This is a genomic window from Desulfolithobacter sp., assembly GCF_054025815.1.
Genome location: NZ_JBPMMS010000026.1, coordinates 15,692 through 38,629 on the forward strand (window position 1 = coordinate 15,692; position 22,938 = coordinate 38,629).

Consider the following 22,938-nt stretch of genomic DNA (forward strand, 5'->3'; position numbering starts at 1 on the left):
GGGTGTGAGATGTGTCATTCCAATTTTCTTGACACTACGGTACGTTGTGGGTAATACCCGTCGATAGGTTGATGTTCGTACTGCAGCTTTTCATTCAAAATTTTTCAGCCCGGGAAGGGTCATGAGCACCGTTGTTGATCTCCAGCAGATACGGGCCAGGGTCAGGGAGCAGGTCCGCCAGGCAGTACCTGACATCCGTATCGATTACTGTCTTACCTGTGGTCTCTGTGCCAGCGGCTGCCCGGCAACCGGGCTGGAGGGGCTGGATCCGCGGAAATTCCTGCGTCTGCTGGTTCTTGGTCAGGATGAGGAAATTCTTTCCACCAACTGGATCTATGCCTGCACCAACTGCATGCGGTGCCGGTATGTCTGTCCCATGGGTATTGATGTGGGGCGTATTGTTTACCAGGTCCGGGGCATGCGCCCCAGGGACCAGCGGCCCCGCAACCTCCAGCGCTCCTGCGATCTCCAGAAACAGTCCAATTCCACCGGAATCCCGGACGACGATTTTGTCTGGGTGGTGGGCGATGTCCTGGAAGAGGTTCGGGAGCAGGAACCGGAATGGGCCGATCTCCAGGCGCCGATCGATAAAAAGGGTGCCCGTTTCTACCTCAACCAGAATGCCAAGGAACCCACGGTGGAACCCGAGGAAATGGTACCGCTGTGGAAGATTCTCCATGAGGTGGGGATCGACTGGACCTACTCGTCAAGGTGGTGGGACGGGGCCAACTACTGCCTGTTCACCGGTGACCCGGAAGACTGGGAATACACGGTCCGCAAACAGGCCGAGACCGTCGACGCCCTGGGGTGCGCCACCTACATAAACACCGAGTGAGGCCACATGTACTTTGCGACCCTGGAGGGGTTGCGCCGTTTCAACATTCCCCACAATTTCGAGTTTGTCTCCATTATCTCCCTCTATGCCCGCTGGATCCGGGAGGGACGGCTGGTGGTGGATTCTTCCTGGAATACCAGGGGGCTCAAGTTCACGGTCCAGGATCCGTGCAAGCTGGTCCGCCAGGGGCTGGGCGATCCGGTGGCCGAGGATTTGCGCTTTGTCGTCCGGGCGGTGGCCGGGGAGGACAACTACGTCGAACCCTGGCCGACAAAATCAAATAATTACTGCTGTGGTGGCGGAGGCGGCGCCTTGCAGGCTGGTTTTGTCGCCAACCGACGGGCCTATGGCCGCTACAAATTCGATCAGCTCAAGGCCACCGGTGCCGATGTGGTGATCACTCCCTGCCACAACTGCCATGGGCAGATCATGGACATCTGCGAGCATTACGGCGGAACGTGGCAGACCACCCATCTCTGGAACTGGATCGTCAAGGCCATGAAACGAAAAAACCGGGGGCAGAAAGGATGAGCAGACTGTCCGGTTCAGTCCTCATTGTCGGCGGTGGCATCGCCGGGGTACAGGCGGCCCTGGATCTTGCTGATTCCGGTTTCCTGGTTCACCTGGTGGAGCGTTCGCCCGCCATTGGCGGAATCATGTCTCAGCTGGACAAGACCTTTCCCACCAATGACTGCTCGGCCTGTATCCTTTCCCCGAAGCTGGTGGAGTGCGGTCGCCATCTCAATATCAATCTGCTGATTCTTTCCGAGTTGACCGGACTTGTCGGCGAGCCTGGACATTTCACGGCCACCGTAGTTCAGCAGCCGCGCTACGTGGATCCGGACCGCTGCATAGCCTGTGGCCAATGTGCCGAGGTCTGTCCTAAAAAGGTCGAGTCCGGCTTCAACCTGGGTCTGAACCGGCGCAAAGCCGTCTACCTGCAGTACCCGCAGGCCGTACCGCTCAAGTATGTCCTGGATCCCGAGGCCTGTATTTATCTGAAAAAACCCGGCCGCTGCGGGTTCTGCGCCCGGGAGTGCCCGGCCGACGCCATTAACTTCGACGACCATCCCAGGACCTACCATCTGGAGGTGGGCTCGGTGATCCTGAGCCCCGGTTTCAAACCCTTTGATCCCGGGGTGCTGGACTACACCGGCTATGGTCGGCTGGACAACGTGGTCACCTCCATGGAGTTCGAGCGGCTTCTCAGCCCCTCCGGCCCCACCATGGGGCAGCTCAAACGGCCCTCGGACGGGAGCGAACCCCGCCGGATCGCCTGGTTGCAATGTGTGGGTTCCCGGGATATCAACCGGGCCTGCCACGGGTACTGTTCGTCGGTCTGCTGCATGTACGCCATCAAACAGGCGATCATTGCCCGGGAGCACGCGGCCGGGAGGTTGGAGAGCGCCATTTTCTTCATGGACATGCGGACCCATGGCAAGGAGTTTGAAGACTATTATCAGCGGGCCAGCTCCAGCGGCGCAGAATTTTACCGGGCGCGGATCCACACCGTGCATCCGGCTGGAAACGGTAATCTCCGGTTGCACTGGGCCGATGAACAGGGGAAGCTCCATGACCGGGAGTTTGAGCTGGTGATCCTGTCGGTAGGCCTGGAAATGGATCCGCAGGTGGTGGCCCTGGCCGGTGATCTCGGGGTCGAACTTGACCGCGATAATTTCATCGCCACCACGGATTTTTCCCCGCTGGCCACCAGCAGGCCCGGGGTGTATGTCTGCGGTGCGGCCGCCGAACCAAAGGATATTCCCCAGTCGGTCATGGAAGCCAGCGGCGCCGCCCTTGAGGTACAGCTCGATTTGAGCGCTGCCCGCTGGACCGAAACCAGGCATCCGCAGTATCCCGGGGAACGCGACGTCTTTGCTGAACCGCCGCGGATCGGGGTCTTTGTCTGTTCCTGCGGGATCAACATCGCCTCGGTGGTGGATGTGACCGCGGTGACCGAGTATGCCGCCACCCTGCCCGGGGTGGTCTACAGTCACAACAATCTTTTTTCCTGTTCCCAGGACACCATCGACCAGATGGCCTCCACCATCCGCGACCAGCGCCTCAACCGGGTGGTGGTGGCCTCCTGTTCGCCCCGGACCCATGAGGGTTTGTTCCAGGAAACCCTGCGGGAGGCCGGTATCAACCGGTACCTCTTCGAGATGGCCAATATCCGCGACCAGGATTCCTGGGTCCATCAGAACCAGCCCGGGGCGGCGACCGAGAAGGCCAAGGATCTGGTACGCATGGCCGTGGCCCGGGTTCGGTACCGGCAGCCGCTGCCGGAAAACCGGGTGGCGGTGAACAAGTCCGTTCTGGTGGTCGGGGCCGGAGTCGCCGGCCTCACAGCGGCTCTTTCCCTGGCCGATCAGGGCTACCCGGTGACCCTGGTGGAGCGGGACTCGCGACCCGGAGGTCAGGCATGGTCGCTGTTTCGGACCAGGCAGGGCAGCCGGGTCCAGCCCTGGCTGGAATCTCTCTGCGCCCGGGCGGAGAACCACCCGGACATCACCCTGAAAACCGGGACAGAGGTGGTGGAGGCCTCCGGCAGTGTGGGCCGGTTCAAGACCATGCTCGCCGATGGCCAGGTTCTGGAACACGGGGTTACCGTGCTGGCTACCGGTGGCAAACCGTATCAGCCCGCCGAGTATCTCTATGGCCGCCATCCCTGTGTCCATACCCTGCTGGAAATGGACCGGAAAATCATGGATGAGCCGGAACAGATCGTCGGCGCCGGCCAGGCGGTGTTCATCCACTGTGTTGGTTCCCGGATTGCGGAGCGGCCCTGGTGCAGCCGGGTCTGCTGTACCCATGCCATCGACCAGGCGCTCAAGCTCAGGGAACTCCGGCCGGAGATGGATATCATCATGCTGTACCGCGATATCCGAACCTATGGCCAGCGGGAGCATCTCTACCAGGAGGCCCGGGCGGCGGGCATTGTCTTTGTCCGCTATGACCTTGATCACCTGCCCCGGGTGGATGAGAGTGAGGGAACTCTGCAGGTGGTGGTTCGTGACCCGATCCTGGGTCGGGAAATCCTCCTTCATCCCGATCTACTGATCCTGGCCACGGCGGTGGTTCCCCGGGAACAGACCGGTGCGGTGGCGAAACTGTATAAGTGCGCGGTCAATGAGGACGGGTTCCTCCTTGAGGCCCACATGAAGCTCCGGCCGGTGGATTTTGCCACCGACGGTGTTTTTCTGGCCGGACTCTGTCATTATCCCAAACCGGTGGATGAGACCATTGTCCAGGCCAAGGCCGCCGCGGCCAGGGCCGGGCGGATTCTGGCCCACGACGCGGTGCCGGCCGAATCTTTGACCGCCGAGGTCCAGGCTGGTAAATGCGTGGGGTGCGGGCTCTGTGTTCAGGTTTGTCCCTATGCGGCGGTTATTCTGGAGGATGAGTCGGGGCGGGTCGTGGTCAATGCCAGCCTGTGCAAGGGCTGCGGAGCCTGTGTGGCCGGTTGCCGTTCCGGGGCCATTTCGCTCAAAAACGGCAATGATGAGCAGCTCATGGCCGCGGTGGAGGCGGCCCTGTCATAAGAACTGTGTGGATGAAACCTTGAGCTTCGAACCAAAAATAATAGCCTTTCTCTGTACCTGGTGCAGTTATGCCGGCGCCGACCTCGCCGGAATAAGCCGCTTGCAGTATCCGCCAAGTATTCGTATCATCAAGGTGCCCTGTTCGGGTCGGATCAGCGCCAACCTGATCCTTGCTGCCATCCGCAGCGGGGCGGACGGTGTGCTTGTCTCTGGCTGTCATCCCGGTGACTGCCATTACCAGTCCGGCAATTACCACGCCCGGCGGCGGTTTGTGCTGCTAAAAAAACTGCTTGAGTTTGTCGGTCTGGAGTCGGATCGACTGCATTTCACCTGGATATCAGCTTCGGAAGGTGAGCAGTTCGCTGCTGTCGTCCGCGAGGTTACCGATCGGGTCCGTGGCCTGGGGCCGGCCACCCGTTTTGTCAAACACCTACCGGATGGATCTGGAGAGTGAGTCAGCTAAACGAAACTATTACCCGGGCTCTCAGGGAGCGGGCCGGGGATCTGCTGGCAGCGGGTACGGTGGATGCCTTTGTCGGCTTTACCACCGGCACAGTGCCCATGGTCATGCGGCTCCTGGTCGCCCGCACTCCCGAAGAAGCCAGGCAGCTTGTCTGGAACTCATTCTGTGTTCTCAATCCGGCCAACTTTCTGCCCGAACTGGTTCAGACCCTGTCCAGGGAAGGCAAGGTGCGGGTCGGAGTTGTGGCCACGGGCTGCTGGTCCCGGAACATAGTGCTCCAGATCCAGGAAAACCAGCTCAGCCGGGAGCAGCTTCATATCGTCGGCATCGCCAGCCGCGGCATGGTTCTTCCCCGCAGGGTACGGGCTCTTTTTTCTGGCCGGGAGATTACCCGGGTGGAGGAAAAGGAGCACGAGTTCGTGGTCAGTGGGCCAGGTTTTTCCGAAACAGTCAGCCGCTGGAGTGTGGTGCGGGACAACTGCCGGACCTGTTCTCACCCGGATCCGGTTCTCTTTGACGAGATGCTCACACCGCATTCCTCCAGGAAACCGGTGGCCGACAGGTTTGACCAGATCGAGAAGGTAGAGCGCATGACAGCGGAGGAGCGTTACCATTGGTTTCAGGGCGAAATCGCAAATTGTATCCGCTGTTACGCCTGCCGCAACGCCTGTCCGCTGTGCTACTGCCCCACCTGTTTTGTCGATGAGTCCCGGCCTCAATGGGTGGGAAAAAGCCTGGATCCGGTGGATGTTTCGCTGTTTCATATCCTGCGCGCTTACCATTGTGCGGGTCGCTGTACTGATTGTGGAGCCTGCGAGGCGGCCTGCCCCATGGGAATCCGCATGCGGCTTTTTACCCGCAAACTGGAAAAGGATGTACTGGCCCTGTTTGGTACCGAGGCGGGAATGGATCCCGGCCAGGCCCAGCCTCTGGCCACCTATGGCCTGGATGATCCGCAGGATTTCATGTTGAGAGGGTGAGTCGGGGCCGGGAATGCTCTGCCGGGGCTGTGGACCGGCAGGAAATATATTGTTTTGCGTACGGCTGGCATCGGGCAGGCAATGATTCGGTCATGCCGGCCGCAGGAAGGAAAGGAGCTATGAGTCGCTATAAGAAATACGATGTGCCTTGGTGGTGGCTTGCCATTGGCCTGATCGGCTTTATCATCAATATTCGGGTTGCCGCCGAAATCGCCACTCCTTTTGAACGGGCCATCGACGGCCTGGCTGCCGGAGGAGTACTGCTGACCTCCATCTATTACGGCTGCCTTTTTTTCGGGTTGTTTGACAAGATCCGGACGAGGCGCAATGTGGACTCCGGGGAGGAGCACTGAAGGTGTCTTTGTACCGGGTAAGTCAGGCGGACCTGGATGATCTGGTCCGACGGTGGCGACGGAATTTTGATCTCTTTGCCCCCCTGGACGGGAACCATGGAGTGGTTCCGGACTGGACCCTGCTGACCCGGAAGAGGTTTCCGGAGCTGGCTCCGGGACTGCCGGCGAACAGTGTCAAACGGTTCTTTTTTCCCCAACCTGAGGTGCTGGCGCTGTTTTCCACCGCGGACAGGGAGGGGCCGTACTGCCAGATACCGGCGGATGGGGGGCGAGGCCGTATCCTGCTCGGGGTCCGGCCCTGTGATGGCCGCAGCGTGGAGTTGAACAACATGGTGTACCGGGAGGATCCCTATTACCAGGCCGCCCGCGCCAGGACGATCCTCGTGGGCCTCGGCTGCCGCACCAGGAGCACCACCTGTTTCTGCACCTGGACCGGGGGCTCCCCCCTGGGTACCGATGGGCTCGATATCCTCCTGACCGAACTGGATCATGGCATTGTTCTGGAAACTCTGACCCGGAGGGGCGAGGAACTGCTGGCCGGGGCCGGCTTGCCGGCAGCCGGTGATGACGAGCAGGAAATGCTTGACAAGCTGCGCAGGCAGGAGGCCGACCTTGGCGGTTCGGTGCAGGATCCGGCGACAGTACTTGCGGAAAAACCGCTCATGGACCTCTACGAGGCCCCGTTCTGGGACCAGGTTGCCCAGCCGTGCCTGAACTGTGGTATCTGCACCTTTCTCTGTCCCACCTGCTACTGTTTTGATATCCAGGACGAGGTGGTACACGGAAGTGGACAGCGTATCCGGTACTGGGATTCCTGCATGTTTCCGCTCTTCACTCTCCATGCTTCAGGTCATAATCCGCGCGGACAGAAAGTGCAGCGGGTGCGCAACCGGTTTCTGCATAAACTTAAGTATTTCCCGGATCGGTACGGGCCGCTTTCCTGTGTTGGATGTGGACGGTGTATCCGCGAGTGTCCGGTCAATATCGATATCCGCGGGGTCCTGCGAGACCTCCTGGCAGTGGAGTAGAACAATGGGCACAGGTGCTGTACACGGTCCTGGCACAGAGGAACTTGCCGGAACCGGTCTGGTCAACCCCTATATCCCCTGTCCGGTCCGGATCACCGAGGTGATTGTCGAGAGTGAGGACGGAAATCTGAAGAGTTACCGGCTGGCCTTTGAAAGAGACGAAGACGCCAGGGCCTGGTCCCATGTGCCGGGTCAGTTTGCCATGCTCTCTCTGGCCGGCCAGGGTGAGATTCCCATCGGTATCGCCTCCCCGCCCGGGGAAAAGGAGCTGCTTTTTACGGTTAATCGGGCCGGTAAGGTGACAACGGCCCTGCACATGCTGGACGTGGGAGCCCGCATCGGCCTTCGGGGTCCACTGGGCAACGGTTTTCCCGTGGATGGTGCTCTCCGGGGGAAAAACATCGTTATTATTGGTGGAGGGTTCGCCTTCACAGCCCTGCGTTCCACCCTGCTTCATATGCTGGAACACCGCAAGGATTATGGCAATATCACGGTCATCTACGGCGCCAGAAGCCCGGGGATGCTCCTGTATCGGAAAGAGCTGGATGCCTGGGGTGCGCGGGACGACGTGGAAATGCATGTTACCATCGACCGGGAAGCACCGGGCTGGGACGGGCTGGTGGGGTTTGTTCCTGCCATTGTTGGCCAGGTGGCGCCTTCTCCGGAAAATGCGGTTGCCCTCATCTGCGGGCCACCTGTCATGATCAGGTACACCATGGGACCGCTGGAGGAGCTTGGGTGGCAGAACGATCAGGTCTATCTGTCGTTTGAAAACCGGATGAAATGCGGCCTGGGGGTTTGTGGTCACTGCAACGTCGGTCCGGTCTATGTCTGCAAGGATGGACCGGTCTTCACCAGGGCAGAGGTCCTGCAGTTGCCGGTGGAGTATTGAGATACCGCTCCAGGCTTGATCATCCCGGACTGTCCGGAATTCTGTTATCCTGGTTCGCCGGTGATTTTCCTGATCTCGGTGCCGATTTCCCGGACAATTTTTCTGTAATCCTTTTCTCTGTCGCCCTGGCTGCACCCCCATTCGATCTGAAAGGCCAAGTCGGCCAGATCCCTCAGCCCGAGGTTGAGCAGGGCGCCCTTTATGGTATGTCCCGCCTTACCGAGAGTTTTCAGGTCATCGCTTTTGGCAGCCTCTTCCAATCGCTGGAGATGGGAGGTCAGGGTGGTGACAAAGGTGGGCATGACCGAGGCGATTTTTTTCTCGGACAGCAGGTAGGATGTGCGGAGATGGGCGTGGATGGTCTGCAGGTAGTCGTCGCTTTCCATGGTGTGCTCCGGTAAATTATAAGGTAGGATCAGGCAAGCGACCGAAAGGAGACTCCGGGCCTGGACACGATCGATTCCAGGATATATTGTTTCCAGCTTCTGTTCAACTGTGAGTCCATGAATTATGCATCCTCTGGAACAGAAAATATACCGGATCATCGTTGATCAGAAGCTGTTCGATCGGGATGACCGCCTGGTGGTTGGTGTTTCCGGTGGACCTGATTCCATGGCCCTGCTTTATCTCCTGGATGCTTTGCGTCGCTTTTTTCCCTGTTTTCCCGTCGCTGTATATGTGGACCACGGATTGCGGCCCGGGGAGACCCCGGCTGAATCTCAGGTCGTGGAACAGGCGGCCGGTATCCTCGACCTTCCTTTTGAGGCAGTTTGTGTGGACACGGAGAAATGTGCGAGAGAACGGGGACTTTCCCTGGAACATGCGGCCCGTGAGTTGCGCTACGAGTCCCTGGCTGAGGTGGCTGACCGGTACAGGGCTTCCTGTCTTGTCGTGGCCCATACCGCGGACGACCAGGTGGAGGAGGTTCTGATTCGTTTGTTGAGGGGCAGTGGACGCTGCGGGCTTTCCGGCATGCGGATGCGGCGCGGCAGAATTATCCGTCCCCTGCTGATGACACCCAAAGCAGAGTTGCTTCACTATCTCCAGGACAGGAATATATCCTTCTGTCAGGATTCCAGCAATCTGGACCGCCGTTTTCTTCGCAACCGGATCCGTCTCGACCTTTTGCCTTTGCTCGAACGGGAGTATGATCCCGGGGTTCGTAAGGCCCTGCTCAAGACGGCTGAAAATCTGGCCGAGGATGAGGCATTTCTTGATGGCCAGACAGAAAGCGTCTGGCAACAGCTGGTCCGGCGGGCCGATCCGGTCCAGGACGACGGTGAACCGGGATATCTTCTTGAGCGCAGCGGTTTCTGTCTCCTCCATTCGGCTCTCCAGCGGAGGCTGGCAGAGAGACTGCTCTGGGAACTTGGCGCCAGGCCCCGCTATGAACATATCATCATGGTACTTACAGCGGCCCGTCAGGGTGTGACCGGCAGTGAACTGCATCTAAGTCAGGGGTTGCGGGTCGAGGTAAAGCGTGACCTCCTTGTTTTTTCCTACCCCCGTGGTCGAGGTAGCTGGCGCGGCCGGCTGTCTTCCTGAGCCTGCCCTCTGAGCAAGATTTTTCGGCCAGGATGTTTCAGATCATTTTTTGTTCCAGTGGCAGCCGATGCACTGCATGTTGCCTGGCATCAGGCGCAGTTTGTTTGGCCGCTCCGCTCCTGCGGCCGAGGCCCTGATCTTGAGCACTCCTTCCTGGTGCGGATTGTGGCAGGTGGCGCAGATGATCCGGCCCCGGTACAGTGGCAGCTCGACACCGAGTCTTTTGACCGAGGTCTGAATTGCGCGAAGTATCTTTCTGGAGGGGCGGCGCAGGTGATCGACCCCGGCCGGATGGGCACGGGTATATCCGTGATGACATCCGATACAGTATTCATCCGGGTTCCTGGTGATAAAGCGGACATGCCGCAGTCCCATGATGGTTACGTCCGGCCTGGTGGTGTGGCAGAACAGGCATGTGCCCTGGATGATGTTTCCCTGTTCATCAAGCTGGATATGGGGATTCATGCGCTGATAGGCCTCGCGCAGGTGACAGAGAAAACAGAAACTGTTTCTGGACAGGTTCTCTCTGCGCAGAAAGTCGGGGTTCCTCTTGCGGAGCATTTTCGATGCCGGAGCACCCATCTGCAGCCGGACATCGTGGCACGTACTGCAGGAGAGGCTGCCATTTTGCAGGGGCATGTCTTTGGGGATCTGGACCATGGAAGAGGGCTTGACATTGACCGGGTGGATGTCTGATCGGGCATGGCGGGTACCGTGGCACCGGTTGCACAGCAGGTTATGGTCCCCTTTTTCTTTCAGCCGGGGCGTATTCCTGGCCGGGGTGGTTTCGTGGCAGCAGAGGCAGAGATATTCTTTCCAGTGAGGGTTGATACTGCGGCTGCGGCCGGCTCTTTCCATATATATTCCTGAAAGGAGAAATTTTTTCTCGGCACTGTCATGAATGGCATGGCAGTCGAGACAGAAAAGGAACGGGCGCTTGCTGGCAGCCCTGGAGAATTGTTTGCCGCGCGCAGCGGTATCCAGAAAAGGGTTGAGTCCCCTGTAGTGCAGTCTGCTTACCTTGGGGTGGCATTGGCGGCAGAGCGTTTCACTGGAGTCATCTGGCCGGAGAGCGGCCGGAGGTTTGTTTTGTTCATTACGGTGACATTTTTCGCAGCCCAGACGCCCGTGCGGTTCCTCGGTCTCCGGCTGAGATACGGCCGGAACCGGGACTCCGGTCAGAACTACCAGCGAGAGAAGAAACAGCCTCCATATCCAACCCATGTCCGCCCCTTTCATCTTCCCCCCTCCGGCAGCTCATGTTGCATATTTGTCCGTACAGACCGATTACCACTTAGGTTTTGTCGAAAAACCAGGGGAGTAGTTTCCTTTGATCTTCTGACGCTCCTTGATTACATGATAATACCTGTAAAGGAAAAGTGTACCCATTCCGTGGCATTCATAGCAAAGTTTTTTTCTCACTTCCCTGCGCAGAAAGCTGTTTACCGGGCTGCCCTCAATATTGCGGCCATTACCCGGGCTGCTTTGACCCGCTTTCCAGACATGGGGATCGTGGCAGGTGGGGCAGCTTATCTCTCCAGTGACCGCGGTTCTGCCGTCAGCGGTGAACAGAGGAATACCATCGGGAGAGGAAGGATCATCGAACCGGGTCGAGGAATAGGGCAGCCGGTAGCCGAAGTAGATCCGTCTTGGATGGGAACCCACCTGGACAAGCTTCTCCTTCCCGGCCCCTCTTGGATTATGGCACCCGTAGCAGGCCTTTTCCATGAAGTCTTCTCCTTTTCTGCCTTTCATGAGCGGAGAGTTCCATAGCACCATCTTGTATGCGGCATTATGGATCCCGTGACAAGGTGCGCAGGCCGAGCCGTCCGCCGCTTTCCGGCCTCCCATGTTTTTGGCGTCCGGGGCGGTATAGCGCAGGTCATGATCCGTACCTGTGACCATATATTCCCGGCTGTGACACTCCCGGCACAGCAGCGGATTTTGCAGATTGGGAATGCGCAGGAAACTGGTTGCCTCATTTCCTTCCACCTTTCTTCCCGGCCCGGCAGTTGGCCGGTCACCGCGCCATTGATGGGGATTATGGCAGGTTTCGCACTCCATGTTCTTGCTGCTTTTTCCTTTGCCATAAAGGGGCAGGCTGGTCTTGTTTTGCATCTGGACTGTGACCGGATGGCTGTTCCTGCCAGTGGTTTTTGTCCCGGCCACCCCATCGGTCCGGTGACAGCTGCGGCAGAGATCCGAGCGAGATGGTGATTTTGGCAGGGTGCGGGCCCAGAGCCCTGGTCCTGTTCCGTTGTGGACAACGTGGCAGGGTGAGCAGATTCCGTCCTGAATCACAGTTCGACCAGCAATGTTTTTTGCCTTTGGTGCGGTGAGATGCAGGTCATGATCTGTGTTGACGACAAGCAGCTCTTTTTCATGACAGGTCTGGCACAGGGAAGGGGAGTTCCCCGAGGCTTTGCGGAGAAAGCTGCTTGAGGTGTTTCCCTCCTCGTTGCGGCCCGGGCCAATTGTCGGATCGCCGGGCCGCCACTGGTGAGGATCATGACAGGTGTGGCACTGGATTTGTCTTTTGTTGTTTTTTCCCCTGGGCAGGGGCAAATCCACCTTGCGCGTGAATTCCACATTGACCGGATGGGTGAATTTGCCGATGGTTTTTTTGCCCGCTTCCCGTTTTGCCCGATGACAGTCCAGGCAGAGAGCCGAAGCAGGTCCCGGCTTCGCGGTTGTGCGGGCCCAGAGGTAGCGGTCACCCCCGTTGTGGGGAACATGGCAGGGAGAGCAGACTCCGGCCTGCCCCGGAGTCTGTTTGAACAGGTTTTGGCTTTTCGGGGCCGTTATTCGCAGATCATGGTCTGTCGCGGCCACCATGGCTTTGTCTGTGTGACAGGAGGTGCAGACTTTGCTCAGAGGCAGGACCAGTGTCCGGCTTCCGGCCGCGGCCTGGTGTGGCCTGTGACAGGTTCGGCACTGGAGAGTGTGGGCCGGTCCTTCGTAGTAATGGATGGTGCCCGGCGGCTGTTTAAAGGACTTTTGGATTGGATGATTGCTGCCTGACCGTGATACAGTACTCCTGGCACCATTCTTTTCCCGGTGACAGAGAAGGCAGAGCCGAGAGTCGCTTTCAGGCTCAACAAGTATGTAATCGTAACGGCTGGGACCAGTTTGGGGTGGCGGAGGCTGGTTGATTTTGTTTTTCCGGTGAATCAGGTGGCAGGAGAGGCATTGCACGGAGTTGTTCCGGCCGGTGAAGAGAGCCGAGTCCGGGGAAAGCCGGCCCTCCTTCATGCTGATCCCGACAGGATGGTTTGTGCGGCTGGTCCGGGGCGTATTCTCCCGGTCCATCCGGTTTTCGTGGCAGGTAACGCAAAGGGTCGAATCGCTCGCCGCAAGAACCAGGTTCTTTTCTTTACCTCCGTGGGCTGTATGACAACTTTCGCAGATTATCTGTTTTGGATCCCTGGCCGCGGGAACCGCGCCTGCCTTGAAAAGGACCTCGGGCAGGATGGTTTTTCCTTTGTGCATGGGATGATTCCTGCTCGCGTCTGTCTTGTTGACGTGACACATTTCACACATGATGGAGTCTTTATTTGAGATGCGGAGGAAAATAGTTCGTTCAATGGATGTATCAGTGGGTACACTGTGGGCCGAATGACAGGTGGCGCAGACAATTTTTCCATCATGGGACAGGGGAAAGAGCTTGGGGATTTTGACTCTGCTTGAGGGGATTATACCTGTTTTGTGCCGATCGAGCATCCAGACTTTTTTTCTTGAATCGTCTGTAGACCCGTCATGACAGCTGAGACACATCAGTTCAGTTCCGGCCACGTCTTCGGTTTCCAGAGGGGTCAGCACTGTGCCACGTCCTTCGACAAACTGATCGATCCAGCGAAAATGACAGATGGCGCATTCCCGGGCTGAATTCCGGGTCAGGTTGCCGGCGGGGTAAGCCGGGGAAACATTCAGACACAGAATTGCGAGAAGCAAAAATCCTGTTGAGGTGAGTGAATTGGCGATATTCATCGCATCTTTTCAAGAATGACGACCTGTCCGCTATACATCTCCACCACGTAGAGTTTTTTTCGTGTGGCCGCCAGACCGACCGGTGTCGTGAATTTTATGATTTTTCCCGAAGCGTCGCTGACGATTCCCTGCAGTTCCCCGTCAAGGTTGAAGACCTGGACAACTCCCAGATAACTGTCGGAAACAAAGATTTCTCCGTCGGGATTGATCGCGATACCCTTGGGGCGGAAGAACTGGCCCGGTTCAATACCCCACCCGCCAATAAAGTGGTGAAAGGAGCCGTCCGGGTTCAGGACCTGTACCCTGGTGTTGATGACCTCAACCACATAGCTCTTCCCATCTCTGTCCGTGCTCAGCATAAAAGGATAGCGGAACTCCCCGGGGTTGCGGCCCATGACCCCCTTGATCCAGACGGGAATACCCATTCTGTCCAGCCTGAGGACACGATGGTTGTCGTTGTCCACCACCACAAAACCGCCATCCGGTGCAAAGGACACATCCGAACAATCGGCCGCCTCCCCGTTTTCAGCAGGCGGAAGAGGGAAGATGCGGGGAGGCTTGTTCGTGGCCGAAAAGAAAATCAGTCGATGGTTACCGGAATCTGCGACCACCACATCTCCTGATGAAGAGACGTCCAGTCCCAGCGGCTGGTTGAGCAAATTGGAGAATCCCAGATCCTTGATATGGGAGCCGTTACGGTCATAAATTCTGATCTGATCACTGGTTCCGTCCAGGACAAAGACACGTCCCTCTCTGTCAACACCCACATCGCTTGGCAGGTGGAAAGCGTCAGAAATCCGGTAAACTTCACGGTACCTGATTGCCTGAAATTCTTGCTCTGTGGCGGCAAGAAGGGCAGAGGGCAGCAGCAGCCAGGCCAGAAACAGGAAGGGGACGATGTTTCTGAGTTCATGTTGCCCGGTCAGCGCCAGGAAAGTTCTGAGCTGTTTATGCCGCTGTCGCCCTCTGGTAGCATTCTTCATCACTGGGTTGAACGGTCTTCTTTAAGCAGTTGCCGCAGCTTTTGTTGCCTGATCAGGTCCGGATCAAACATGGTCGGCAGGTAGAATTTCATATACCGGTCGATCATGTCCGCCACTTCGGTCCTGTAGAGGCTTTCGGCTCTGGCCCTGGAGTAGCCCACTGCGACAAAGTCGATGTAGGGGCGTCGGCTGTGGCACTCCGTGCACTGGATCGGTTTCTTGGAGATATTCTTATGCAGGACAGCCTTGGCCTTGGCCTGTTCTTCCGGCGAAAGGGTGTTCACCTTGGCGATATATTCTCTGGTCAGCTTTTCATCAAGCTGGTGATCGAGACGGTGGGCCTTGCCACCGGGTTCCACCACCACCGGCACCAGCCGGGCGCCGAAAATCCCGTCCTCACCACGCAGTTTTCCTACCCTCTGTTTGTCGCTTTTGTTGTCAAACCAGGCAAAGTGGTGGTTAGGATCATTGGGGTCAAGACGGATATGGCAGGTCTCGCAGGCCATGAAGTAGTTATGCATATTGAGAAAAGACCTGATGTCCGGCGATTTGGAATGGGGATAGGTCCCATGACAGGTAATACATACCGGCGGTTTTCCAAGCTTCATCTTGATGTTGTCATCCAGAGCGTGAAAATGGCCGGCCATGTCTTTGCTGCTTATGAGCCAGAAACTTTTTTCCATTACTCCTGTGGCATTGGCAGTTGAGTACTGAGTTGGAAAATAGAGCAGTTTGACCAGCCAGCCGGCAAAAACCAGGCAGATTATCATGGAAAACGCGGTGAAGGCTTTGGTGAGCGTGTGACCGGTGCTGTGATGTTCATGTTCGACATTTTCGGCAGCGCGCGGGTCGATCAGGCCTTCTTCCACCATTTTCGTGAATTGAAGGGGGTGTTCTTCCTTGAGTTCGTGCAGGGGCATTTTGCCGTCGATCCAGACCCGGGAGCCGGGAAATTTTCCCGGCTTGTAATGAACCGTGTAAAAATGCCAGACAATGATAGCCAGGGTGGCAAGTATCGCCTCCATGCCATGGATCAGTATGGAAAGGTCGAGCACAAAGGTTGACCAGTATTCCTCGGTCCAGAGCAGCACGCCGGTGGTGGAGATGATAATGGTCCCTGCAACCAGGGCCCAGTACTCCATCTTCTCTCTGTAGTCGAACCGGTCGAACTCGGGAGGTTCTTTCCGCATGCCGAGGTAATAGGCCAGGTTCTGGACCATGTCCTTTGCGTCCTTGAAGCAGGGGATCATGTCGCGAAGAAAGGATCGACCATCCGGATTGGTTATGATGTACCAGACATGGGCCAGGGACGCGATGATCATCACTGCTCCGGAAATTCTGTGCAGCAGGCCCCGGTACTCGAAGATTACCTTGCCGGTTTCGCCTAATTTAAGAATCCATGTCTCTGGAATCTTGAGCATGAAACCGGTAATAACCAGAATAAAGAAGGTCGCAAAGGTCAGCAGATGCTGCAGTCTCTCCTGGCTGTTGAGACGAATGATATAGTCAGTATACGGTGCCTGGCTTTCCATGCTTCCACCTGTCGTGCTGTTGTCGGTATCTGTTTTCATGTCTCTACTCCCCGTGATTCTTCCTGTTTTTCACCGTCCTGTAGAAGTCCATGATCTGGTGGGCCAGCATGCCGCCAATAACCACAGTGATCAACAGAGTGTAGACGTATTTGACCAGGCTGTATATTTTTCGCTGGAACAGTTCCTGCTTGCTGAGTTTGGAGAGATCTTTTTTGGCGAGCAGGGTGCGGAATCGACGTTCTTTCTTTAGAGCGTTAATGTCTTCGGCGATTTTTTCTCCCCGGACGAAGGCTGCGACAGTTTCTTCAAAGCCCAGACCGGTCCGGTGTATTTTTCCGGAGACAAATTTTTCCGTGGCATTAGGGTGACATTGCTGGGTGCCGTTCCCGCCGGCACAAGTGCGGCGCAGGTTTTTCCTGTTGACAGGAGAGTTGGGGCTGTCAGAGGGGACCATGGAATGAACGGTGTAGCCGATTGGAGCGTGACAGTTGAGACAGTCTGGAGCGTTCGGATCTCCATAGAGCACTGCTTTCCAGTGGTATGTGTCCTGGTAATTGGCCGTAGGCGTAAGGCCGTGGCGGGCCATCATCTCCCCGTTCTGATGGCAGTTGAGACAGAGTTTCACGGTTTCCAGAGAGGTTTTGGAACGATGCATGCGGTGGCTGAAGTGGTTGTAAAACCGGTTGGTCCATTGTTTGTCTTCGTGACAGCCAAGGCAGCGGCGCAGGGCGTTCAGTGATATACCTGATTTCAGTGTGGTAAGATCGCTTACCGGCTGATAGATTTCATTGACGTGACAATCGGTACAGCCGGGCATGTCTTCGGGATATTTTTTCGGCTTGTCTTCTGTATACTTCCCGTGGACACTGTTGATCAGCTTGGCGTTTATCTTGTCATGGGAGAATTCCTTGCCTGTGGAAGGCTCTTTGATATGGCACTTGGTGGTGCAGTTTACCTTCTGGGCGTCGTTGTGAGGGATGACATCCAGGTTGAGGTGGCAGTTTCGGCAGAGAACCTGGCTGTGAACCGAGTTGAGAAACTTGGAGCCGGCGACATAGAAAATTCGCAGCCGCCCGGTCTTTTTGTCGATTCGTCCAAGTCCGGGATACTTGTGGCAGATCAGGCAGTCTTCCTCATCGGCTCCGGCCGCGTACCCGGTGGATCCTGTCCACATGATCAGCATTATGATCATAACAAAGAGCCGGATGACCCAGGGAAGATTGTTCTTTCGCACTGTTTCCCTGCCTGTGATGTCCAGGTACGCAACGTTCATGGTTTTCTCCTGTTCTTCCTGGTTGGTATCCTGATCAAATAATACTCATCTGTCATGGAATAATAAGTGGGGAATGGCTAAAAGAACGCGTTGAAAAATCTAAAATTCGCCATTCCTAAACCTGTGCCCCTTTGTGGTCAAGATTTCGAAATTGCGTGGGGAGGGTCACAATGTGTCTCTTGTGGCAGGTTGGGAAGGTTCAGGGGGAACAGGTGCGCCGGGCAGGGTCTGGAAGGTAAAAAAACCGGCTCCTCTGCGAAAGGGGAGCCGGTTTCCGGGCAGCCGGACATGATGGCGTTCAGAAGTCCGGGCTACTGCGTTGTAGAGGCAGGCACGGTCAACTCTTGACGTACTGTATGTGGATTCAATTTCAGGGTGTGACGGACATCCATCTGGATGTGTACACGTTAGAAGTGGACATCCATCAACAGGTAATAGTTGTCCAGGCTGGCATCCGTGGGCATGGGCTGGCCCATGTGCTGTCCGCTGCCTGTATAATCGTAGTTTACCCGCATATAGCCTGTGCGGAAGAAGAGGTACTTGTTGACCGGTTGAATGTAGTAAAAATCATAGACCGATCCCCTGGTTGCCAGCTTGTTGAACAGGTCCGGAGTACCCATGGTCATGCTGAACCAGTACTGGGAGCCATAATTGTATTCAAAACCGAATTTTGCTCCGCGCAGCCAGTCTGAAGGCAGAGTGTAGCGGAAGCCGGTATACAAGGAGTAACCGGTGTGACTTTCCTGGCCGTCCCACGATAGCAGGCCGTAAAGCCCCATCGGTGCTTTGCCGCTCGGGTCTGATGAGTTGCCGGCATAGGAGGTGAAAAAGTCAAGGCCAGTGCCGCGGATATTCTTTGCCTGGAAATGGACACCCCAGAGGTCCAGGTCGCCCAGGTCGGTGTTTGCTATGCCTGTATCGGCCAGCTCCGGACCGGTGAGGTAGAAGGGCAGATCCCAGACATGAGCATAGCTGAGCACCAGCAGGCTGTCTTTGAGGCCAGGAACCTGGGTCTCGAAAAAGGTGGCGAATATGGTGGAGTCTCCAGCTTCGTCGTCGTCGAAAAACGGGAACGGGCTGCCGGTATTGTTGTCATCGTCGCTGTGATAGGCTTTGCCAAACGCAAAGCGCAGCCCGTTTTCCTTCAGACCGGTATAACGGTCCAGGCCGATGGTGGCGACGATCCCATCCGCCTCGCCATCGAAGATGAGTGATGGATAGGTGGACTGACGCAGTCGGTTTTCCTTGAATTCAAATGGCGGCCCTTCGGTGGAAGGATGACGACCGACGGTAATGGCAAGGGGAAACGGCAAGCCCTGTGGTATCCAATCCACATAGGCGCGATCCACCCACAGGTTGCTGCTGTTTGGCCGCTGAACCCGGTTTGAGTCGTTGAAGAGACCGCTGTCCGTGCCGTCGTCGCTGTCGGCCCAGTTTTTGAACATGGCGAGACGGCCGTGGAAAGAGAGTCCGTCGGTGATTTTTGCATCCATGTTGATCCTGAACCTGTTGGTCCAGTTGTTGGAATCTGTGGTTTTGTCCACCTGCTCGATGGCACCGGCCAGGGCCTGCTGTGGTGTGAGTCCTGTACCCAGTCCGTTTTGGAAAGTGGTCATGTTGACCCTGGTGTAGTCTTTTGCCTTGTAACCGTCCACTCTTGTCCGCAACTCGGCACCGAAGTTGAGCTTGTTTTTGATCTGCTTGGTCTCAAGCTCGTCCATGGTATCGTAAATGTTGTCTATATCTCTGGCCAGTTTGTCATATTTGGCATTGGTCGGGGCCTTATTGCCTGATTCCAGGGATTCGACCCGTTTCTGGAGCGCATTGAGCCGTTCCAGAATCGCTTTATAGTCTTCGGCCGGAATTGTGACTGTATCCCCTCCGCCGGCATGGGCTCCAGCAGTCATGGCCAGCATCATGGCCATACTGAGCACGGTTTTTTTCATGTTTGCCTCCTCTATCCGTTTCGATGGGACAGCGAACTGGCTGGGCTGTCCTGGTTTATGGTCCTGGTGCTGTTTATTTTGGAATTGCCGCTGCCACGGGGTGGTCGCTGTCTGCCGCATGGTCCTGGAGGTAGGAGAGGATGGAAGCCATGTCGGCATCAGTTATCGTGGCAGTCAGGTCCACGGGATGACGGCCCCGTTTGAAATACTTTTTCCATACCAGTCCGGCCTTGTCTGCTGGATTTACCGGCGCAGCCTGCCCTCCTTTTTGATGACAACTGCCACATTTCTGGACAAAGATCGCCTCGTTGTCTCCTGCCCAGGCTGGTAGAGTAAGGGCAAGAGCCAGCAGGATGACTGTCCAGAGAGTACACAATCTCATACCTGATCCCCCGGTTAAGTTCTTGTTTGGTATTTGGTTATGACTTGATCCGGAACCATTTCCGGATCACTGCAAAAACAGTATCAAAACAGCCGAGAAAAAGTCAAAAAAATTCTTTGTCGGACAAAGGGGCGGAAAGAAGGGGCAGGTGCCGGAGCCCCGGTCCCAGGCTCCGTTAGAACCATTGTCAATCAGGTAAAAAAAACGTTCCGAACTTTGTCATGGGAGACAACTGTGGTATAACCTTCTTCAGGATCCTGTCCTACATCAGGGTATGTATCATCAGGCCCAAGGTCATTTTACCAGAATAGCCGGCCCGCACTGGCCGTAACAGCCATCGACACTGTGTGTACGGGAAGATCTCGTCTATTTTTTCGTGCGCAGAGGGGCGGGTCGGGCGCCATCCGTTTCTTCGCCTGGATGGAAACTGATAGTCAAGAGGTTGAGTCACTGTGAAAAAAATAAGTTCGTTGCGTGATGTCATGTGTTTGAAAGTCAGGGGTAAGATTCTTGCCGGATATGTTGTTGTGGCCTTGTTTATTGCCACCATTGGCGGTATTGCCCTGTATCAGTTTTCATCTTTGTCGGAGCGGGTCTATTATCTTGTCGATGTGGTCGCCAACGAGGTGCGAAGCGCTGGTGATATCAGCCAGGCTGTGCTTTCCATGCGGACTTCTGTGGAAAAATTTATTTATCTTCAGGATCCTCGGGCAAAGAAACAGGCCCTGGCCTACAGTGAGGAGGTGAACAGGCTGCTCTCCCGGGCCGGACGTCAGATCCAGAGCCGGGATCAGAAGGAACGTCTCCGGAAGATAACCGAGGTATCCAGAGAATATATCGATAAGTTCAAGAACGTGATTATCCGTATCGAGGCCATGTCCAGCAATACCCGGAAACTGATGGAGTCCACGTATGTTGTCCAGGCCGACCTGCTCACCCTGCTGGAGAAAAACCGGACCGACTCCCATCGGGCAGATGTACTCTATCGGGTGATGGATGGGTTTAATCACGTGGTGCTTCTGGTTAATAAATATCTGCAGAATCAGGATGAAGCAGCCGGTGATGAGGCTGGCCGCATTCTGCTTGAGATCGGAGAGTTACTGGGACAGATCAAGGATAAGGATTTCGAGAACCAGATGTGGAACATCGAGGATTTCGGGGATAACTTTCTCGGCCTCAGGTCCATCCGGAAAAAGATGAGGGACGAAATCGAAGGGACCATTCTGCCGCTGGCCCCTGAAATTGTTGCCTTGTCCAGGCAGGTCTCAGATTCCGGGTGGGATTCCATGGACACGACGAGAAAAGACGTTGCCGGTCAGGTGACTCGTGCCAAGTCAATGATCGTTTCTATTTCTGTGGTGGCCGTATTGGCTGGGCTGCTTATCGGTTATGCTGTGGCCCAGGCGTTGGTGCTGAAGATATCCCGGGTATCGAAACAGCTCCAGGATATTGCCAGTGGAGGCGCCGACCTGACCAACCGGTTGCCGGTCCGGGGATCTGATGAGATTTGCGAGCTGGCTTCCTGGTTCAATACTTTTGTTGAAAAACTGCAGCTTATCATCCGGGACGTCATATCGGGCGCGGACACGGTCAACAGCACTTCGGCCCGTTTCGGCGATCTGTCCAGGTCCATGTCCAGTCAGACTGAAGAGATATCAGGAAAATCCACTGTTGTCGCCCGGGCTGCCCAGTCTCTGAACGAGAATATGGGTACGGTTTCCCAGGCAATGGAGGAAACGACCGCCAACGTCAACCTGGTTGCCACCGCCACCGAGGAGATGAGCAGCACTGTGGCCGAGATTGCCGACAATACGTCCACGGCCCGCTCCATTACCGGCCAGGCCGTGGAACATGCCAGTATCACATCGGAGAAAATAGAAAACCTGAACAGTAAGGCACAGGAAATTGGGATGGTGACCGAAGTGATCACCGAAATATCAGAGCAGACAAATCTTCTGGCCCTGAACGCTACCATCGAGGCCGCCCGGGCTGGTGAGGCGGGCAAGGGCTTTGCAGTTGTGGCCAATGAGATCAAGGAACTGGCCAAGCAGACCGCTGAGGCGACCCAGCGCATAAAAGAGCAGATTGCCGAAATTCAACAAACCACCCAGGAGACTTCCGACGAGATCGGGCAGAGTGCCAGGGTTATCGACCAGGTAGAGGAAATTGTGGTCAAGATTGCCACTGCTGTGGAGGAACAGGCTGCCACAACCCGCGAGATCGCCGACAATGTAAACCAGGCTTCTGCAGGCATTGCCGATACTTCGGAACGGGTCGCGGAAAGCTCCCAGGTAACCGCAGAAATATCCGGAGAAATCGGCGAAGTATCAGAGGCGGCACTGGCCCTTGCCGGTAACAGTGAACAGGTGCGAAACAGTTCGGAGGAGCTCGCCGGGCTGGCCCGCAGTCTCAGGGACCTGGTTGGACAATTCAAGGTCTGAGCTTGATATATGAGGCCCACTTACCTTGTTTCACCTGTTGCGGTCGTCGAAATGTCAATCCCGCAGCCCTCTGGTTATGAACCCGGGGCTCTGTCCTGCGGGACATTTTTCCAGCCGGCGGGTTTGTGTTCCTGGGCTCTGGAAAGGACATTTCGACGGATTGAGCCTTGTCTTCGACATGATTGTCGATTTTGACGAACAATAGAGGGAGTCTCTTCTTTCCCGTAACTATTTGATATTATATTGAATTGGTTGTTTTCTGCCAGTTGGCACTGGTGTTGCTTTAGAAAGGGTGAAGATTGAAACAGTACCGACCATAAAGGTCAGTCAAAGGCAGAAGTTATTTTTTCACCAAGGAGGTAATGCCATGAAAGCAACCAGTTCACTCATCGCAGCAGCAATTTTTTCGTTCCTGGCCCTGGGGACCGCAACAGCTCAGGTTCAGGGTAATGACCTGCCCTTGCGCGGGCCTCTCTCGTTTTCAGATTATGATCTGAACCAGGATGGTGTGATTACCGAGGATGAACTCAACACTGTCCGCGAACAGCGATTGGCCGCCATCAGGCAGACCGGTCGGCCCGGATTGGGAATGGCCAAGGCGCCGAGTTTTTCCGATCTTGACGGAAATGGAGACGGCCAGATAACCCGGGAAGAGTTGATGGCCGCCAGGCAGTCCATGTGGCAGCAGCGTGGTGGTCGAGGCATGGGCCGTGGCAAGGGCCGAGGTATGGGGCCAGGTATGGGGCAGTAACCTTT

19 protein-coding genes are annotated in these 22,938 nt (G+C 56.3%); 11 read left to right on the plus strand and 8 right to left on the minus strand.

Annotation, left to right across the window (positions count from 1 at the left end; genetic code table 11):
• The first annotated feature begins 121 nt into the window (after nt 1-121).
• The 8 genes from ACXJJY_RS07150 to ACXJJY_RS07185 all read left to right on the plus strand — a co-directional run bounded on the left by ACXJJY_RS07150 (nt 122) and on the right by ACXJJY_RS07185 (nt 8,093).
• Nucleotides 122-835 (plus strand): 4Fe-4S dicluster domain-containing protein, encoded by a 714-nt coding sequence (locus ACXJJY_RS07150; protein WP_456386387.1) that lies wholly within the window; start codon nt 122-124, stop codon nt 833-835.
• A 6-nt stretch (nt 836-841) separates the two neighbouring features.
• The gene (locus tag ACXJJY_RS07155; protein ID WP_456386389.1) at nt 842-1,366 is read left to right on the plus strand and encodes a heterodisulfide reductase-related iron-sulfur binding cluster; all 525 of its coding nucleotides are present in this window, start codon (nt 842-844) and stop codon (nt 1,364-1,366) included.
• On the plus strand, nt 1,363-4,377 hold the full coding sequence (locus ACXJJY_RS07160) for an FAD-dependent oxidoreductase (protein WP_456386391.1): 3,015 nt from the start codon (nt 1,363-1,365) through the stop codon (nt 4,375-4,377). The genes ACXJJY_RS07155 and ACXJJY_RS07160 overlap by 4 nt, the downstream gene beginning before the upstream one ends.
• The gene (locus ACXJJY_RS07165) at nt 4,337-4,831 is read left to right on the plus strand and encodes a hydrogenase iron-sulfur subunit (RefSeq protein ID WP_456386477.1); all 495 of its coding nucleotides are present in this window, start codon (nt 4,337-4,339) and stop codon (nt 4,829-4,831) included. The genes ACXJJY_RS07160 and ACXJJY_RS07165 overlap by 41 nt, the downstream gene beginning before the upstream one ends.
• Nucleotides 4,828-5,820 (plus strand): 4Fe-4S dicluster domain-containing protein, encoded by a 993-nt coding sequence (locus ACXJJY_RS07170; RefSeq protein WP_456386393.1) that lies wholly within the window; start codon nt 4,828-4,830, stop codon nt 5,818-5,820. Before ACXJJY_RS07165 ends, ACXJJY_RS07170 begins: the two co-directional genes overlap by 4 nt.
• 119 nt (nt 5,821-5,939) lie before the next feature.
• Nucleotides 5,940-6,173: a hypothetical protein gene (locus tag ACXJJY_RS07175; RefSeq protein WP_456386405.1), complete on the plus strand. Its 234-nt coding sequence runs from the start codon at nt 5,940-5,942 to the stop codon at nt 6,171-6,173.
• Nucleotides 6,174-6,175: 2 nt separating this feature from the next.
• Nucleotides 6,176-7,201, plus strand: a complete 1,026-nt coding sequence (locus ACXJJY_RS07180) for a 4Fe-4S dicluster domain-containing protein (RefSeq protein WP_456386407.1) — start codon at nt 6,176-6,178, stop codon at nt 7,199-7,201.
• A gap of 4 nt (nt 7,202-7,205) precedes the next feature.
• A complete protein-coding gene (locus ACXJJY_RS07185) occupies nt 7,206-8,093 on the plus strand; it encodes an FAD/NAD(P)-binding protein (RefSeq protein ID WP_456386409.1) in 888 nt (295 codons plus the stop codon).
• Nucleotides 8,094-8,137: 44 nt separating this feature from the next.
• Here the strand turns inward: ACXJJY_RS07185 and ACXJJY_RS07190 are convergent, their stop codons facing one another.
• Complete coding sequence (locus tag ACXJJY_RS07190; protein ID WP_456386411.1) at nt 8,138-8,479, minus strand: Hpt domain-containing protein; 342 nt, start codon at nt 8,477-8,479, stop codon at nt 8,138-8,140.
• Nucleotides 8,480-8,603: 124 nt separating this feature from the next.
• On the opposite strand from ACXJJY_RS07190, the gene tilS reads away from it, so the two are divergent.
• On the plus strand, nt 8,604-9,638 hold the full coding sequence (gene tilS, locus ACXJJY_RS07195) for a tRNA lysidine(34) synthetase TilS (RefSeq protein ID WP_456386413.1): 1,035 nt from the start codon (nt 8,604-8,606) through the stop codon (nt 9,636-9,638).
• Nucleotides 9,639-9,680: 42 nt separating this feature from the next.
• Here tilS and ACXJJY_RS07200 read toward each other — a convergent pair whose 3' ends face one another.
• From ACXJJY_RS07200 to ACXJJY_RS07230, 7 genes are all read right to left on the minus strand, one after another.
• Entirely contained in the window at nt 9,681-10,877 is a 1,197-nt protein-coding gene (locus ACXJJY_RS07200) for a hypothetical protein (RefSeq protein WP_456386415.1), read from the minus strand.
• A 48-nt stretch (nt 10,878-10,925) separates the two neighbouring features.
• Nucleotides 10,926-13,625 (minus strand): cytochrome c3 family protein, encoded by a 2,700-nt coding sequence (locus ACXJJY_RS07205; protein WP_456386417.1) that lies wholly within the window; start codon nt 13,623-13,625, stop codon nt 10,926-10,928.
• The gene (locus ACXJJY_RS07210; protein ID WP_456386479.1) at nt 13,622-14,608 is read right to left on the minus strand and encodes an NHL repeat-containing protein; all 987 of its coding nucleotides are present in this window, start codon (nt 14,606-14,608) and stop codon (nt 13,622-13,624) included. The genes ACXJJY_RS07205 and ACXJJY_RS07210 overlap by 4 nt, the downstream gene beginning before the upstream one ends.
• Nucleotides 14,608-16,179 (minus strand): formate dehydrogenase subunit gamma, encoded by a 1,572-nt coding sequence (locus ACXJJY_RS07215; RefSeq protein ID WP_456386418.1) that lies wholly within the window; start codon nt 16,177-16,179, stop codon nt 14,608-14,610. Before ACXJJY_RS07215 ends, ACXJJY_RS07210 begins: the two co-directional genes overlap by 1 nt.
• Nucleotides 16,180-16,183: 4 nt before the next feature.
• The gene (locus ACXJJY_RS07220) at nt 16,184-17,413 is read right to left on the minus strand and encodes a multiheme c-type cytochrome (RefSeq protein ID WP_456386420.1); all 1,230 of its coding nucleotides are present in this window, start codon (nt 17,411-17,413) and stop codon (nt 16,184-16,186) included.
• Nucleotides 17,414-17,820: 407 nt separating this feature from the next.
• Entirely contained in the window at nt 17,821-19,359 is a 1,539-nt protein-coding gene (locus ACXJJY_RS07225; RefSeq protein ID WP_456386422.1) for a putative porin, read from the minus strand.
• A 73-nt stretch (nt 19,360-19,432) separates the two neighbouring features.
• A complete protein-coding gene (locus tag ACXJJY_RS07230) occupies nt 19,433-19,741 on the minus strand; it encodes a c-type cytochrome (RefSeq protein WP_456386424.1) in 309 nt (102 codons plus the stop codon).
• 452 nt (nt 19,742-20,193) lie between these two features.
• On the opposite strand from ACXJJY_RS07230, the gene ACXJJY_RS07235 reads away from it, so the two are divergent.
• Both ACXJJY_RS07235 and ACXJJY_RS07240 read left to right on the plus strand, forming a co-directional pair.
• Complete coding sequence (locus ACXJJY_RS07235) at nt 20,194-22,182, plus strand: HAMP domain-containing methyl-accepting chemotaxis protein (RefSeq protein ID WP_456386426.1); 1,989 nt, start codon at nt 20,194-20,196, stop codon at nt 22,180-22,182.
• A 367-nt stretch (nt 22,183-22,549) separates the two neighbouring features.
• On the plus strand, nt 22,550-22,933 hold the full coding sequence (locus ACXJJY_RS07240; RefSeq protein WP_456386428.1) for an EF-hand domain-containing protein: 384 nt from the start codon (nt 22,550-22,552) through the stop codon (nt 22,931-22,933).
• The last annotated feature ends 5 nt before the right edge of the window (nt 22,934-22,938 follow it).